We start from the raw sequence: 15,367 nt of genomic DNA, 5'->3' as shown, positions 1-15,367 counted from the left end.
TTCCTAGTCACTAGCTGATAGTTTTCTTTCCAGATGATGAATAAATAAACTAAGTGGAACCGTCAATATTAAATAAAATAAAGCTACAAAAATATAAACATCAAATACTACAAATGTATCCGAGGCAATAATATCACCATAATACATCAGGTCTTTCCCAGAGATAGAGCCAAGAATGGCAGAACCCATCACGAGATTAAGAAATTGATTTCCAAGTGGTGGAATAACCACTTTAATTGCTTGTGGAAGGATAATATGCTGCATGGTTTGTAGGTACGTTAAACCCGAAGCGCGCCCTGCCTCCACCTGACCATGCGATACCGCTTGAATACCTGCACGAATTGCTTCAGCAATATAAGCGCTAGAATAAACAGCTAAACCAATTGTTCCACTTATGAATGGATTCAATTGAATTCCTACTGCCGGCAAACCGAAATAGAAAAAGAAAATTTGGATAAGCAGCGGTGTATTCTGAATAAATTCAATATAGGCAGTAGCCAGACCCTTGAGCATTTTAAGGGGAGAAATCTTCATTACTGCTAGCACAATCCCTAAAATTACGCTCAGTACAAGAGCGAGTAAGCTGACTTCAAGCGTCGTGAGAAAACCGGCTAAAAACTCTTTTTTATGGTCAATCAAAATTGAGAAATCCAACATTCATTCCAGCCCTCTTTCGCTTCTGAATGACTAAGGAGGTACGTAGGGACAAAAGGACAGCCTTTCATCCCCACGCCTTGAAATTATTCAGGTTTTTGCTTCAACCATTTTTCGTAGATTTTGTCATACTCGCCTGTTTCTTTTAATTTCTTGAGTGACGCGTTCACAGCATCCAGCATTTCTTTATCGCCTTTTCTTACCGCAATTCCCCAAGGCTGGTCGTCAATAACGCCGCCTACGAGTTCATAACCTGGATTCTCAAGAGCTAGGCCCATCAGAATCGCATTATCGGTTGTAAGCACATCACCTTTACCCGTCGTTAATGCCGTGAATGCTTCACCTAAGTTCTCATATTCAGATACAATAGCATCCGGTGATTTTTCCTCAATGGTTTTACCATCTCTTGTGCCTTTTACAGCAATAACCTTCTTGCCCTTCAAATCATCAATGCCCTTGATCGCTGAACCTTTAGGGACTAGAAGGGATTGACCTGCGCTAAAATAAGGGTCTGAGAAATCAACTTCCTTCTTGCGATCCTCTGTAATCGTCATCGTTTTGACAATGATATCGATATCACCATTTTTGAGCATTGGAATTCTTGTTTTCCCGTTAACATCCTTATATTCAATTTTGTCGTCCGCGCCTAAAATATCCTTCACAATCGCTGCGGCAATATCGAGGTCGAATCCTTTAGTCTTCTTGTCTGCTGTATCGACATATCCGAATGGAAATGCATCTGAACCGATACCTACTACGATTTTATCCATATCCTTAATGGATTTCTCTGACTTATTTGCGAGGGCTGGCGCTGCATCATCACTCTTTCCACAACCTGACATACTAACTGCTAATAATACGGATACAAGTGCAATGCCCCAGTTTTTTTGCCATTTCTTCATCCTTGGTTCCCCCTTATACATACATTACGATTTATTAATGAACCAAAATTCGACTAAGAAACAGTCTAGCTCTGTCTTCACTTGGATTGGTGAAAAAATGTGCGGGCGCTCCCTCTTCAACAATTTGGCCCTGATCCATAAATATCACCCGATCTGCCACTTCACGAGCAAAGCCCATTTCATGGGTAACGACAACCATAGTCATGCCTTCCTTTGTTAGCGCTTTCATTACATCTAAAACTTCTCCAACCATTTCTGGATCTAGCGCAGATGTCGGCTCATCGAAGAGCATGATCTTTGGCTTCATCGCAAGACCTCTCGCAATAGCTACCCGCTGCTGCTGCCCACCGGATAAATTAGACGGATACACATGAGCTTTTTCTTTGATCCCTACCTTCTCCAGGTAATACATTGCGAGCTCATCTGCTTGTGCCTTGGACATCCCTCTTACTTTAATGGGCGCAAGCGTAATATTATCTAAAACTGACTTATGTGGGTACAAGTTAAAATGCTGAAATACCATCCCAATCTCCTGTCGAAGCTGGTTAATATTCGTATGTTTATCATTCACTTTCTTTCCGTGAACGTTCAGCTCACCCGATGTGATGCTCTCCAATCGGTTAATGCACCGTAGAAGCGTACTCTTACCTGAGCCAGAAGGTCCAATAATGACGACGACCTCTCCTTCTCTGATGTTTAAATCAACATCTTTGAGGACGTGGTTTGAACCATAGTGCTTATTTATTTTGCTGAATTGAATCAAATTGCACTACCTCCAATGCGAAAGAATTTGGCTGCATTTCCGCCCCATAAGCAGGCTTGTTGCTCTTCTGTTAACGTTAGACTCTGCTCAATGACATTGCCGGGAGGAACCTCCCTCAGTAGGAAAGGATAATCAGAACCCATCAGTATCTGCTCATGGCCAAATCGGTCTATCATAAACTTCAAATTCAGCGGATCGAATACTAAGGAATCATAATACATTTTCTTGGCGTAGTAACTTGGTGGATGTGTTGTCAAACGAAGCTGTGGCCATACATTCCATCCCTGATCGAGTCTAGGTAGAAGATAAGGAAAGGAACCTCCGCCATGTGCGAAGCAAACTTTTAAATTCGGGAATTTCTCCATTAAACCGCTCCATGCAAAGGTTGCAGCGGCTAGTGCCGTTTCGCTTGGCATACCGACCGTGTACATGAGGTTATGTCTAGGTGTACGATCTTTGCCCATCGTTTCCCATGGGTGAATGAATAGAGGGACGTTCCATAGCTCAGCCATTCTAAAAAACTCAATAAATGATGGATCATCTAGATTCTTACCATTAATATTCGATCCAATTTCAATACCGTTTAAACCCAGCTCATGTATACATCGATCCATTTCACGGATCGCTGCATCTGTATCCTGCATTGGAACCGTGCCAAGCCCAGCAAAACGCGTCCTATACTGTGCGACCGTCTCCGCGATGAAATTATTCTGAATATGGGCCATCTCTTCTGCTTCAGCAATGGATGCCCAGTATGAGAAGGTAACAGGGATAGGAGATAACACCTGCATATCAACACCTTCACGGTCCATATCTTCAATTCGCTTTTCTGGACTCCATACTTGATCGGTGACTTCACGGAAAGGCTTCCCGGCGACCATAATGGTTGCACCACATGTACAAGTTCTATTTAATATCGGCCAACGTTCCCCTCCATACTTCTGAACGAAATCAGGAAGAGATTCTGGAATAATATGAGTATGTATATCAATTCGCATCTCCGAAAACCTCCTCATGAATCTACTCTCAATCCGAACGTATCATTATTCGAACTTATTCTATTCTCTAGTAGAATAAATATGACACCTTGTCAGTATTATTGAAAAAAATAATAGTCTTAATCTACAGATGCGGTATAATAAATAATAAAACGCTTACATACCGGTCTAGATGAATGATTCCTCTGAGTTGATCTAATATTATGACAATAGTGACACCATGTCAATATAAATTGACTTAAAATTAAAATATAATAGAAAATACAATTACAAAACAAAATTTGCATTTTATTTTATGATATGGTTATCATGTGACTAACGCAAAAAGATGGTAATTCACTACCATTTTACCCTTGAAAGGTAGATGTTTAATGGAAAATGCAACAAAAAATCAAGATGGAAGACATTTAAGATCCAAACAGACGCGGCAAAAACTATTAGAAGCAGCACGAGATATTTTTTTACAGGAAGGGTTTCAGAATACTACCATTAAACAGATTATTAAACTAGCGAATACAGGTTATGGTACGGCCTATACGCATTTTACCGGTAAAGATGATCTATTAATCGTATTGATGGAAGATGTAATGCAGAAGTTTTTCGATATTGCCGATATATCCTTTTACCCCTCATCCAAAGAAGAAGCCCGCCGAATGATCCTTGATCAAGTACATACCTTCTTCCAAATTGCCGAATCCGAACGAGATATGATGAAAGTCTTCTCGGAAGCTATGGGTCTGTCTTCTGCAATCAATGCGAAATGGGAACAAATTCGCCACAAGCTCATTCAGAGTATTACGAATGATATCACTTATTCTCAGCAGCATGGTCTCGCACGTTCAGATTTAAAAGCGGAACTCGTAGCACGCCAATGGTTCTATGCCAATGAAATGTATCAATGGGAAATTGTCTTTAATCGGCATGGAGTATCTCTTGATGAAATCGCCAAAACGATTACGATTATGTATACCGACGCTCTATACTTATAATTTTTTTCGTCTCTTCATATTGATACGTAGTCATATTTATACTGAAAGGATGGATCGGTATGCCCATTGTGAACATTCACATCATGGAAGGTAGATCGGCGGAGCAAGTGAAGTCACTCATCGCACGAGTTACTGAAACAGTCGCAGATGAGCTCAATTCTCCGCTGGAGAAGATCCGTGTATTGGTCACGGAGGTTCCGAAGACACACTGGGGAATTGGCGGCACTCCGGCCTCTGAGATAATCTCGAAGGATCGTTCGAACAAATGAAGCGGAGTTACATTTAAAAATTAGGGCAGTAGAATCCTTGTGAATCAAGGGATCTACTGCCTTATTTTGTTGCTATTTTAAGCCTAATGTATATTTACTCCATCTCCCATTCATTTCTTCTCTCAACAGCAGCTTGTAATGTAAGTAAATGCGCCTCTCCAGGGCTCTTGCTCCCAAGTGGACTATGGTTGGCTTCACTGTAAAAGCCATGGAAATCCGAGCCACCCGTTTGCAGCAGTCCGAGCTGCTCCGCAAGGTCGCGAGCCCTCTCTTCTGTAGCTTCATCATGCAGAGGATGACGTACCTCAATGCCCATAAGGCCCGCTTCCTTCCAAACTGCTATTGCATCGAAGTTATCAAACTGCTTCGGATGCGCAATAACGGGTACGCCTCCTGCTGCTCTGATTGCGAGAATGGCGTCAAATGCATCGACGTACTCAAGCTCTACATAAGCAATTCCTTGTTCCTCGCCTTCTTCTCCGCGTGCAAACAGTTTTTTATACAAATCTCCATAAATGGTTGACGTATAACCACGTTCTAACAATGCATGCATAATATGCTGTTATATACGCCAGTACCCCCTTCTGCAAAAATTTCTACCTGTTCCCAAGAAATATCGTAACCTGCTTCAATAATTTGCTGCACCATTTCCCTTGAAGCCTCATGACGCTTCTCAATCATAGGATCACATAACTTGGATAATGCTTCATGACCAGGGGTCACATAAAGACCCAAGATGTGAGCACGTGTGCCTCTTTGATAATCATATGCTGATATTTCGATACCGGGGATAATATGAATGCCAAGCTCTGTACCTATGCGAATCGCTTCTTCCAAACCTGCCGTAGTATCATGATCCGTAATAGCTAAATGGGTTACCCCTTGTTCCTTTGCCATCGTAATGACATCACGAATCTTAAATGAATTGTCCGAGATATTCGTGTGGCAATGCAAATCGATAATCATGATTTCTCACTCCTCCATTTTATAATTTCGTCCTTACTACATTCTTAAAGGGCGGCTACACGTTCTTCCGCGAAGAATCTCGACTGAAATACAACGGTGCCACCTACTAAGGTAGCGCGCACTAATGGATATCCATTAGGCAACTCAACGAGCAGCAGATCTGCGATTTTCCCAACCTCTACAGAGCCATATTGGTCGCTAATACCTAGAGCTTTCGCTGGATTCAGTGTAGCCATAGCAATGGCAGCTGGAATCCCAATATCCGCTTCCTCAGAAATTTGGAACAAAGCAGGTAATAGTGCAGGTAAATGATAATCGGAGCAAATGATATCCGCTGCACCCGCTTTTACAGCATCCATCGCTCTCATATTCTTGTTATGCGAACCTCCGCGTACAATGTTCGGAGCTCCAATACTCACAAACATACCTTGAGCTTTAGCATAGCAGGCCGCTTCTAATGAAACAGGGAACTCACTGATCCCAACCCCCAAGCTTTGTACGAAATCTACCTTTTCTTCTGTATCATCATCATGTGAAGCGGTAATAACGCCCTTATTCTGAGCGTACTGAATAACGTCCCGAACACGTTCCCAATCAATTTGATCCTGAAAGGACGATAGTACATCAAGCGTCTCATCTGCCTTTTCACCGGTCATATGCTCGGAGCCCATCAAGTAATCCTTGTATGTCTCTCTGCTCGCATACTGCCCTTGTCCTGGGGTGTGATCCATGAAGGAAAGCAGGTCAATCTGATCCTTATCCAGCATATCTTGCACCATATCCAAACCTTTAATATTCGTAACTTCATAACGTAAATGAATGCGATGACGAATCATGGAAGGCTCCGAGCGTTTGCGAGCGGCATACTCTATCATTTGGGCAACGATTTCATCATTACGGACGGGTGTTCCATCAGAAGAGGATACGGAATGGTACATCGTCGTAATTCCTACAGCAGCCATCTTCTTCTCGAGTTCATACATCGCCATCTCAAGTGGAAAAATGGAACCAGGCCTTGGCTGCACTTCCCGCTCAATAGCATCACTATGCATTTCAATCATGCCAGGCATGACGTACAGTCCAGTCGCATCCATACATTCACAGGAGACTCCCGCCTGATTCGCTGCAATAAGCATTCCTGTGCGCGCCGGTAGTACGGCAATGATTTTACCATTCTGAACCACAACATCTCCCAAATGCATCATATCTGGCGAAACAATAACCCCATTCTCAATGACGATGATCTGTTGATTCATGCCGTTCTCCCCCCTGTAATGCTTCCGCTCTGCATACTGAACTCCTGATCTACGACCTTCTCCATAAACTCCAAATCATGAAAAATACCCATCATACTCGTACCCTGCCGCTTCAAATCAAGAATCATATCCCTGACCGCCTCCTTGGAGCCGTTATCGAGTGAAGCTGTTGGCTCATCGAGTAGTAGAAATTTCGGCCGCTTCACCATGGCCGCAGCTAAATTTAGACGTAGCTTCTCTCCGCCACTAAACGTGTTAGGATACGTGTCCCAAAGGGATTCCGCTAATCCAAAATGTCTCAACATGGATCTTGCCTCCCCCTCGGCACGTTCCTTGGGACAACCAGTTGCGACTAGCTCCTGTATGACAGCATCCTGTGCAGTCACCCTCGGCAGCAGCTTCAGAAACTGCGACACATACCCTATTTCCTTTTGACGTATCTCAATCATTTCACGCTCACCTGCACGGGCCAAGTCAATCGTTCCATAGCTATCCGATTCATAATACATGCTGCCGCTTGTTGGAATGTAAGTACGGTAGATACACTTCAGAATCGTTGACTTACCTGCGCCGCTCTTCCCTGTAATCCCGATAAATTCGCCATGATCCAGGGTAAGGTTAATGCCGCTGCATCCGACGATCTGTTTACCGCCAAATTGATGAAGGTGAAATGATTTATTTAACTGCTCAATATTGAGTAGGGGCATCTTCGTTCTCATCCTCCTGTTCTTTAGAGTAGGGAGTTAATTAACAGCTGCGTGTATGCATGCTGTGGATCCTCCATGATTTGATCGGTCAGACCTTGTTCTACAATGCGTCCATTCTTCATGACAATCGTTCGGTTCGTCAGCATTCGGATGACGGAGAAGTCATGAGAGACCACAATCATACTCACGCCAAGCTCGCGCTGAATCTCGCGAATCAGATCGAGTACATTCGCCTGAACGGATACGTCTAGGCCCGTTGTTACTTCATCTAGTAAAAGAAGCGGGGGATTGTTCGCCATCGCCTTCGAAATTTGCACGCGCTGCTGCATACCGCCACTGAAATATCGGGGAAGATCATCCATTCGAGTAATCGGGATATCTGTTTTCTCTAGTAGCTGTACCGCTCTCTCACGAATACTGCCGACATGATAGTTTCCAGCCATGAGTAGCTTCTCAGCAATATTGCCACCGGCAGAGTGATCCAGCCTTAGCCCCAGATGAGGATTCTGGTAGACCATGCCCATCTGATGGTTACGAACCCATCTTTTTTTACGACTGCTGAGATCATAGAGGTTAGGCACGCCATCTTCATAGGAACGAAGATAAAATTCGCCTGCGGTTGGCTCTTCATCAAAATACAGTGTCTTTACGAGTGTACTCTTACCCGAACCGCTCTCGCCCACGATGCCAAGCACTTCTCCTGGATATACATCCAGTGAAACATCAGCGCACGCGACAATCGTGCCGCAAACCGGACACATATTACGTCCATGGTCAGGCCCAGTCAAATCCAGACAAGCTGGACAGCCCTTGCCATACGTCTTCATCAATTGTCTGACGCTCAACATTTCATCCATGCCAGTTCGCTCCCATCTGGACAAGCTCGCCCTGCTCTACCTGCTTCTTCCCGCAAAAGCTTGTATCTGAGCAATAGTAATGCCTTGCTCCATCCACGCGGTCAAATGATTCTTCTAGATAGCTCGTCGTACAACCGCATTTCTCACAGCCCTGATCATAGCTTTCGACTGTAAATGGATAGTCTTCAAACTGAAGTGGAACGACATCCGTATGTGGTGGGATCGCATAAATCCGCTTTTCCCGCCCTGCACCGAAAAGGAATAAAGTCTCTGCCTGATGCAGCTTAGGTACATCAAAACGGGGGATTGGTGAAGGGTCGCAAATATAATGACCGTTAACGAGCACGGGATAATCGTAAGAAATTCGAATCTCACCATGCTGGACGATATCTTCGTAGAGCTGAACCCATAATCGACTGTAGTCCCGTTCGCCATGCATACGGCGTGTCTCCTGCTCACTTGGTTCAACCGTCCGCAGTACCTCAGGCATCGGGACTTGAAATACAAGAATTTGATGTGCCTGCATTTTCTCTTCTGGAATCCGGTGGCGGGTCTGAATGATTGTCGCTTCGAGCGTATCTGTTGTCGTAGCAACCTCAGATGTGCTAGAGATTAAATCACGTAGATTGCAGGCATTTACACTATCATCGTTACCTTGGTCAATGACCTTAAGGATATCCTGCTTGCCAATAACAGAGAGCGTGACTTGAAGTCCTCCGGTACCCCAGCCGCGAGCAATGGGCATTTCACGTGAACCAAATGGTACCTGATAACCAGGAATGGCGATCGCTTTTAGCGTTTTGCGGCGAATTTCCTTTTTCGTGTTCTCATCCAGAAAAGCGTAATTGTATGCGCTCATTGTTTGACTTCCTCCCGCTTCGGTTCTGCTTCTCTGTCTCTCTCATGAATCGATCGAATACGCTGTAATTCAGCCTGGAAATCCACGTAATGGGGTAACTTGAAGTGGGAGATGAAGCCAGATGATTCAATCCCATCAATGTGATAGAGTACAAACTCCTCATCTTCGGCCGGTGTAGCAGCCCCATGAGATTTCATGGAACGATCCAGAATTCCCATGCCAATTACTTTATCTTCGTTATGTCCGAAACAGAGGCCATAACCAATCCCGAACTTTGCTGGCTCTTTATCTGTCCCACTATTACGGCCTTCATCGCCGCCGTCCTCACGCACTACAATTTCAGCTTCGGATACTCTTACCCGTCCAATGCAAATTTCTTCGCCTGCATGCAGCGGATGTGGAATCATCACAGGAACGTCCCCCACACGAAGCTCTCCTATCGTTGGATGGACATCGCCATATCCCCTAGCACTTGAATAGGCGAAGGCCAAGAGTGCACCGGTCTCTCCGCGAGCCATCGACTGAAGCCTAACTGCACGCGAAGCGGGGAAGCTCATGGCCGTGCGTGTGATGTCATCCACCTCATCATGTTCATGACGCTCTGGTTCCACACTGCATACTCCAGCAATCAAGCCTTCGCTGCGAAGTAGATCAATGACACGTGGAAACGAGGGAACTTCCTGCAACTCATCACATTCGCTATGCTCTATACATTCAGTCATGAATGTATCCATAAAGTCGCGGATATGTTCATCACTTTCTTCTAGCAGCTCCATATTTAGCAGTCGCTTCGTATAATCCCTTGTCGGACCTAGATACTGACCGCCCGGAATCTCCTTAAACGTTGCTGACACACGCCGAATGATTTCCATGCCAGTAGTGTCAATCGGCAATGAATACATGGTTCTTGGCAGTGTTGAGCGGAACGCACGAACCAGGAAGGATGCTTCAATTGCATCGCCTTCGGCTTGCTTAAGTGCTAGCGCAGCTAGAAGCGGGTCATACAGCGATCCTTCACCCATAATCTTGTCGACGGCAAGCCGCATTTGCTGCATGATTTGTCCGACCTCGATTGGAAGTCCTTCGGCATGACAACGATAATATTTCAGTAGCTTTTCTGCTTCTTTAATGGCTTCTCGGCCTCCGGTTACAGCAACGTAAGCCATCTACAGCACCTCCCACTGGAATAAAGAGCTGCGCGGTATACAACAGGCCCGCCCCTGACGATCCACAAATATGAAATCAAGTCCGAGTGGAAATTCATGATTACATGCCTGCCATTTCGGTAAAAGGGATTCATGTAGTCCATGAAGCTGTATCATTCGTTCCCCAAGAATGCCCGGCCCTTGTAAACTAAGTTGAATCCGGTGGTGCACCGAATGAACGGATTCATCCACTTGCGCCATATTAACGCTGTCACGTTCACCTATAGTAATCTCTTCAAGCTCATACACAATCGTCGCACTCTGATCAGGGTTCTGGAGCTCTCCCCTTTGACACAGGTCGATATTCGGCTCTCCGCCGCTGGGTACAAACACATAATCAGCAAACTCAATGCCTCTGGTTCGAGACCTAGTCAGCAGCTGTAAATCCTGAACCAACGTCAGCGAATCTTCCCGAACTGTACCGTTTTCTCCATTAGCTCCATGAACATGGAAACTAACCTCCTGATCAAGGAGCGTCAGGCCGACTCCAATGAAATGACGGAAAGGATAATCTATCTCTTTAGGCTTATAGGCATAAGGTTCAAGCTGGACAATACTGCCCGGACGAGCCATCGCATCCATTAATAATCTGAAGATGTTCTGTGTATAATGCACTTTATCGATCATCCCTGCATTCACGAGTAATCCCTCCTGATTTAACATGCTCCTTGAACTCACTAAGCTCACTGAACTAAAACTAAAACTTAATCATCATCCATGACTTCAAAGTCAACCAACGTTCGACGTGTTAAGGAGAATCGCTTCTGAGCAGCGATCTTCTGCTCCTGTCCCTGCTCTGTAAGCCAGTCCGCTAGATTCCTTTTCACAGACCCCCACTTTGCTTCATCTGCATGGAACACAGCATCGATTAACGCAAGTGCATAAGCTTTATCCGGGCTGTTACCCATGGTGATGCCATAGCCCATGACCCCATCCACCGAAACCGTCGCATCTGATATCAGGATTTCTCCAACATTAAACAAGTCCCGCGCTACCGATTCCTCTGCCCTCATCATGACAAGCCCCATATTAGGCGTATGAATAACCTCAATCTCACCAATGCATTCTATTGATTTCTTCCAACTGGTAAGCAGCTCCATAGGGATTCCGGATAAAATCTGTGTACACGCTTTAACATCAACCACGATGAAGTCATCTCCTTTTCCACTCACTTCCTGATCATTCTGCTTCAATCCACTGCACATCATTATCAGCTAAATATTTCAACCAATCTTTAGGTGCGGCAACATCCGTAATGATGTAATCCATTTCCTTCATATCAGCAATCTTATAGAACTGAACTTGACCAAATTTCGAATGATCTGACAGCACAATACTTTGTTTAGAACGTTCAATGACCTTTCGCACCAATTGTCCGCGCTCTGCATGAAATCCTGTAATCCCATGGTTCATCATCATCCCGTCGATTGAAACAAATGCCTTATCCGGGTGAAACCGAGAGACCATTTCTTCGGCTATGCTGCCAGAAACCCGTGACTGCACTGCATCCACCCATCCTCCGATAAAATAAATCTCCCCAGAGAACAAACCTTTATTTTTATAATCAATCAGTCTGTGCAGCGCGGCGACCATGGTCGTTAGTACGGTTATATTTTTTTTACTCTGTAAATAATCAATGACCTGAAGTGTTGTCGTGCCATCGTCTATGAAAATCACATCGTCATCCTCAACTAACGAGGCGGCCGCCCGCCCAATGCGTCTTTTCTCATCTGCGTGCAGCACTTCTCTTTTAAAATACGATAGCTCCTCACGGTCAATATTGAGCTTAACTGCACCGCCATATACTCGTTTCAGCTTGTTCTCATTCTCGAGTTCCTCTAGGTATCTTCGGATCGTCTCAGATGAAACCTTGAGCTTCTCTACAAGATCAAATGTCTTAACCTTTCCTTCCAAATTAAGTAGATTTAATATCGTTTCTTTGCGTTCTTCACCAATGAGTGACATTCTTTAAGCCTCCGTCTAAGTAGCAATCTAAGTGAAATCATTTGGTTATTGATGTGTTTGCCATGCTTCCGTACGTCTTCTCACCTTACGTACAAACCATTGGTATATGCCGCGCACTGCCACGTTCGTCACCACAATAAGGGATGCCATCGCCGCCGCTGCTGCCGTATCTCCTGCATCATCCATATTGACAATCGATACAGAAGCCAGATTGAAATCTGCAGGACGTAAGAACACAATTGCTGATACCGTCACCATGGAGTTCACGAATAGATACACGGCGATTTCGATAATGGCAGGTAAAGACATGGGCACAGTAACCCTAAAGAATGTTTTATAAAAGGGTACGCGCATCGACTCCGAGACCAGCTCGAACTCACGATCGAGCTTTTTGAGCGATGTGGTAGCCGTAATAAATGGCACGGAGTAGAAATGGACAATATTCGCCAGCACAATAATCCAGAGCGTACCGTATATCCCATTCAGAGGATTATTGGGGTTATTAAAGAAAAAAATAAAGGCAAGCCCAACAACCATGCCTGGCAAAGCAAGCGGTAAGATGGATAGGAAATACCCAAATTGGCGTAGTCCCTTTAAATATCTTGTTTTTTCAATAAAATAAGCAAAGATGAAGGCAGCTAGCGTTCCAATGACAGAGGTTAGTACGGATACCTCTAAGCTATTCCAGAATGGAGACAAACCTCCGGCAGCCACATGGGAGAAATCAAAATGAGCTAGCGTAAAGTTCAGCTTATAAGGCCAGACCTGAATGAGTGACGCGTATAATGTAGTTACGAGCGGCGTTAGAATCGCTAGCGCAATGACCCAGCAGAAGACGGTGAACGACCGATCCCTCCATTTTCCCTGTCCGATCCGGTACGGAGTCGATTTGGCAGAGAGAATGGAACGCTGCTTCCGTTCCACGAATCGGTCGGCGGCGAAGGCTATAAATGCTGGGATGGTCAGGATGATTCCGACCACTGCGCCCATGGACATATTTTGCTGACCAATGACCTGCTTATAGATGTCCGTCGCCAGCACATTGTACTGCCCCCCAACCGCCTGCGGCGCTCCGAAATCGGTGAAACTTGCTGTAAAGCAGACAAAAATCGCGCTGATAAGGCCATATTTAATCGAGGGTAATGTGATGGTTAGGAATCTGCGTATCTTGCCTGCGCCGAGACTTTCTGATGCCTCATAGAGGCGAAAGTCTGTCACTGTTAGGGCGGTAATGAAGATTAAGTAGGCTTGCGGGAAAATATAAATAATTTCAGAAATGATAATACCTACAGGTCCATAAAGATGAATGTCTACCGAGAAAGGTAAATGACCGAAGAACCCTGTCGTAATCAATCCCTGATTACCGAATAAGTACGTTAATGAAATCCCATGCATCATGGTTGGAGCGAACAACGGAAGCATCGCTATCGCATTGAAGAACGCTTTACCACGTATTTGAGAACGGTTCACTCCATACGCATATCCGAAAGCAAGGGTGACCGCGATTAGCGTAGACACAATGGAAATGAATAGCGTATGTGAAATCGAGCGGGTTAACGCAGGTGTGCCAAAATACGTTAGGAAATTAGCAAATCCGATATAGCTACCTTTATTGTCGAGAAAAGCTTTGCTTAGCAGCGACCATAGCGGGATCAGAATGGCGATCAACAGACTTAGCACCGTCAGCATAACTAGTAGGCGCTGGAGAAGCTCCATTCCGCTTGCTTACGCCGCATTTTTCGTAAGAGAATCATCTACCGTACTCCTCTACAGATTGCTTTATACCTTGACCACTTCAGGCTCCCTGAAGGAAATGAGCTTCTCAGGTGGTAATTCTAGCCACACAACGGAATCCTTATCCAAGTTCAAGTGACTGGATATATGTGCGGACACATCCACTGTAATCCGTTGCTCTGTATGTCTGCCCCATTCATCCTGTAACAATAAAGATAGCCGGTAAAAGGGGCCACGGAACTCAATGCTACGGACAATACTCCGTATTCCTTCCCCTTGGGGAGCAATTCGAATATGCTCTGGTCTTAAGGCTAACTGTGAACATTCAGCTTGTTCCGGCGCACTATTTTCTCCGGGAATAAAATTAATTGCTCCGATAAAATCAGCAACAAATGGCGATTTGGGCTGCTCATATACTTCCTGTGGTGAACCAATCTGCATAACCTTAGCATCCTGCATAACCACAATTCGATCCGCCATGGTCAAGGCCTCTTCCTGATCATGTGTTACCATGATCGTCGTAATGCCGATACGTTCCTGCAATTCACGGATATCTTGGCGTAGCTTCACTCGTACCTTGGCATCTAGTGCAGATAGGGGTTCATCTAATAGTAGGAAATCTGGTGAGAGCACAATCGCCCTTGCTAGAGCAATCCGTTGCTGCTGGCCTCCTGAGAGCTGGGCAGGATACTGATTACGCAGATGAAGAAGATCAACTAGTTCGAGTACCTCGCAGACCTTCTTATCAACTTCTTTGCGCGAGAGTTTGCGGCCATGCAGGCCGTACGCCACATTTTGATAAGCTGTAAGATTAGGGAATAGGGCGTAGGATTGAAATACCATGCCAAAGTTTCGTTTAGCAGGAGGAAGTAATGTAATATCTCGGCCACCAACAGTAATGCTGCCGCTCGTTGGCGTTTCTAGTCCAGCTATGATTCGCAATAGCGTCGTCTTGCCGCAACCACTTGGGCCGAGTAAGCAAACAAATTCATTTTTATCAATATCGAGGTCTATATTGCGAAGTGCCTGAAAGCGGCCGAACGTCTTGTTAATACCTTTGATCGATAGGTACGCTTGTGACATGATTGCCTCCCTCGGTTCATGGATTGTGTTGATAAACTCAGTATAAAGACCAATTGTCATAGCACATTAAACTCCATGTTAAAATTGTGTTATTCGTATGATTTGGTTGTTTTTTGTTGTAACTACAGCTTAAACACACTGAAAACCCACTATTTTCGGG

At 44.8% G+C, this 15,367-nt stretch carries 18 protein-coding genes; 2 read left to right on the top strand and 16 right to left on the bottom strand.

Features of this window, described 5'->3' with window-relative positions; genetic code table 11:
- Positions 1–3: 3 nt before the first annotated feature.
- The 4 genes from JCM16418_RS09150 to JCM16418_RS09135 all read right to left on the bottom strand — a co-directional run bounded on the left by JCM16418_RS09150 (position 4) and on the right by JCM16418_RS09135 (position 3,317).
- Positions 4–657: an amino acid ABC transporter permease gene (locus tag JCM16418_RS09150; protein ID WP_036647960.1), complete on the bottom strand. Its 654-nt coding sequence runs from the start codon at positions 655–657 to the stop codon at positions 4–6.
- Between the two features lie 83 nt (positions 658–740).
- On the bottom strand, positions 741–1,556 hold the full coding sequence (locus JCM16418_RS09145) for a transporter substrate-binding domain-containing protein (protein WP_036647958.1): 816 nt from the start codon (positions 1,554–1,556) through the stop codon (positions 741–743).
- Between the two features lie 34 nt (positions 1,557–1,590).
- Positions 1,591–2,319, bottom strand: a complete 729-nt coding sequence (locus JCM16418_RS09140; RefSeq protein ID WP_036647956.1) for an amino acid ABC transporter ATP-binding protein — start codon at positions 2,317–2,319, stop codon at positions 1,591–1,593.
- Complete coding sequence (locus JCM16418_RS09135) at positions 2,316–3,317, bottom strand: amidohydrolase family protein (RefSeq protein WP_036647954.1); 1,002 nt, start codon at positions 3,315–3,317, stop codon at positions 2,316–2,318. Before JCM16418_RS09135 ends, JCM16418_RS09140 begins: the two co-directional genes overlap by 4 nt.
- A 371-nt stretch (positions 3,318–3,688) precedes the next feature.
- Between JCM16418_RS09135 and JCM16418_RS09130 the strand changes: the two genes are divergently transcribed.
- Complete coding sequence (locus JCM16418_RS09130; protein ID WP_036647952.1) at positions 3,689–4,306, top strand: TetR/AcrR family transcriptional regulator; 618 nt, start codon at positions 3,689–3,691, stop codon at positions 4,304–4,306.
- Positions 4,307–4,365: 59 nt separating this feature from the next.
- A complete protein-coding gene (locus JCM16418_RS09125) occupies positions 4,366–4,575 on the top strand; it encodes a 4-oxalocrotonate tautomerase (RefSeq protein WP_036647950.1) in 210 nt (69 codons plus the stop codon).
- Positions 4,576–4,669: 94 nt separating this feature from the next.
- Here the strand turns inward: JCM16418_RS09125 and JCM16418_RS25755 are convergent, their stop codons facing one another.
- From JCM16418_RS25755 to JCM16418_RS09070, 12 genes are all read right to left on the bottom strand, one after another.
- Positions 4,670–5,128, bottom strand: a complete 459-nt coding sequence (locus tag JCM16418_RS25755; RefSeq protein WP_242403763.1) for a PHP domain-containing protein — start codon at positions 5,126–5,128, stop codon at positions 4,670–4,672.
- Positions 5,113–5,541, bottom strand: coding sequence for a PHP domain-containing protein (locus tag JCM16418_RS25750; protein ID WP_242403762.1), 429 nt, complete (start codon positions 5,539–5,541; stop codon positions 5,113–5,115). Before JCM16418_RS25750 ends, JCM16418_RS25755 begins: the two co-directional genes overlap by 16 nt.
- A 44-nt stretch (positions 5,542–5,585) precedes the next feature.
- On the bottom strand, positions 5,586–6,797 hold the full coding sequence (locus JCM16418_RS09115; RefSeq protein ID WP_036647947.1) for an alpha-D-ribose 1-methylphosphonate 5-triphosphate diphosphatase: 1,212 nt from the start codon (positions 6,795–6,797) through the stop codon (positions 5,586–5,588).
- On the bottom strand, positions 6,794–7,516 hold the full coding sequence (phnL, locus tag JCM16418_RS09110; RefSeq protein WP_081765380.1) for a phosphonate C-P lyase system protein PhnL: 723 nt from the start codon (positions 7,514–7,516) through the stop codon (positions 6,794–6,796). Before phnL ends, JCM16418_RS09115 begins: the two co-directional genes overlap by 4 nt.
- Before the next feature lie 11 nt (positions 7,517–7,527).
- Positions 7,528–8,361 (bottom strand): ATP-binding cassette domain-containing protein, encoded by an 834-nt coding sequence (locus JCM16418_RS09105; RefSeq protein ID WP_036647943.1) that lies wholly within the window; start codon positions 8,359–8,361, stop codon positions 7,528–7,530.
- Positions 8,354–9,220, bottom strand: coding sequence for an alpha-D-ribose 1-methylphosphonate 5-phosphate C-P-lyase PhnJ (locus JCM16418_RS09100; protein WP_036647941.1), 867 nt, complete (start codon positions 9,218–9,220; stop codon positions 8,354–8,356). Before JCM16418_RS09100 ends, JCM16418_RS09105 begins: the two co-directional genes overlap by 8 nt.
- Positions 9,217–10,386, bottom strand: a complete 1,170-nt coding sequence (locus tag JCM16418_RS09095) for a carbon-phosphorus lyase complex subunit PhnI (protein ID WP_036647939.1) — start codon at positions 10,384–10,386, stop codon at positions 9,217–9,219. Before JCM16418_RS09095 ends, JCM16418_RS09100 begins: the two co-directional genes overlap by 4 nt.
- Positions 10,387–11,064 (bottom strand): phosphonate C-P lyase system protein PhnH, encoded by a 678-nt coding sequence (gene phnH / locus JCM16418_RS23675; RefSeq protein WP_052020163.1) that lies wholly within the window; start codon positions 11,062–11,064, stop codon positions 10,387–10,389.
- Positions 11,065–11,129: 65 nt separating this feature from the next.
- Positions 11,130–11,618, bottom strand: coding sequence for a phosphonate C-P lyase system protein PhnG (gene phnG, locus JCM16418_RS23670; RefSeq protein ID WP_052020162.1), 489 nt, complete (start codon positions 11,616–11,618; stop codon positions 11,130–11,132).
- A complete protein-coding gene (locus JCM16418_RS09080; RefSeq protein WP_036647935.1) occupies positions 11,605–12,390 on the bottom strand; it encodes a DeoR/GlpR family DNA-binding transcription regulator in 786 nt (261 codons plus the stop codon). The genes phnG and JCM16418_RS09080 overlap by 14 nt, the downstream gene beginning before the upstream one ends.
- A gap of 45 nt (positions 12,391–12,435) precedes the next feature.
- Positions 12,436–14,106: a putative 2-aminoethylphosphonate ABC transporter permease subunit gene (locus JCM16418_RS09075; RefSeq protein WP_036647931.1), complete on the bottom strand. Its 1,671-nt coding sequence runs from the start codon at positions 14,104–14,106 to the stop codon at positions 12,436–12,438.
- 63 nt (positions 14,107–14,169) lie between these two features.
- Positions 14,170–15,207 (bottom strand): putative 2-aminoethylphosphonate ABC transporter ATP-binding protein, encoded by a 1,038-nt coding sequence (locus tag JCM16418_RS09070; protein ID WP_036647929.1) that lies wholly within the window; start codon positions 15,205–15,207, stop codon positions 14,170–14,172.
- Positions 15,208–15,367 lie beyond the last annotated feature (160 nt).

The organism is Paenibacillus pini JCM 16418, assembly GCF_000576305.1.
Lineage (GTDB): Bacteria > Bacillota > Bacilli > Paenibacillales > Paenibacillaceae > Paenibacillus_AQ > Paenibacillus_AQ pini.
Note: the sequence above shows the minus strand (reverse complement) of the source record. Positions and strands in the feature narration are given on the sequence as shown.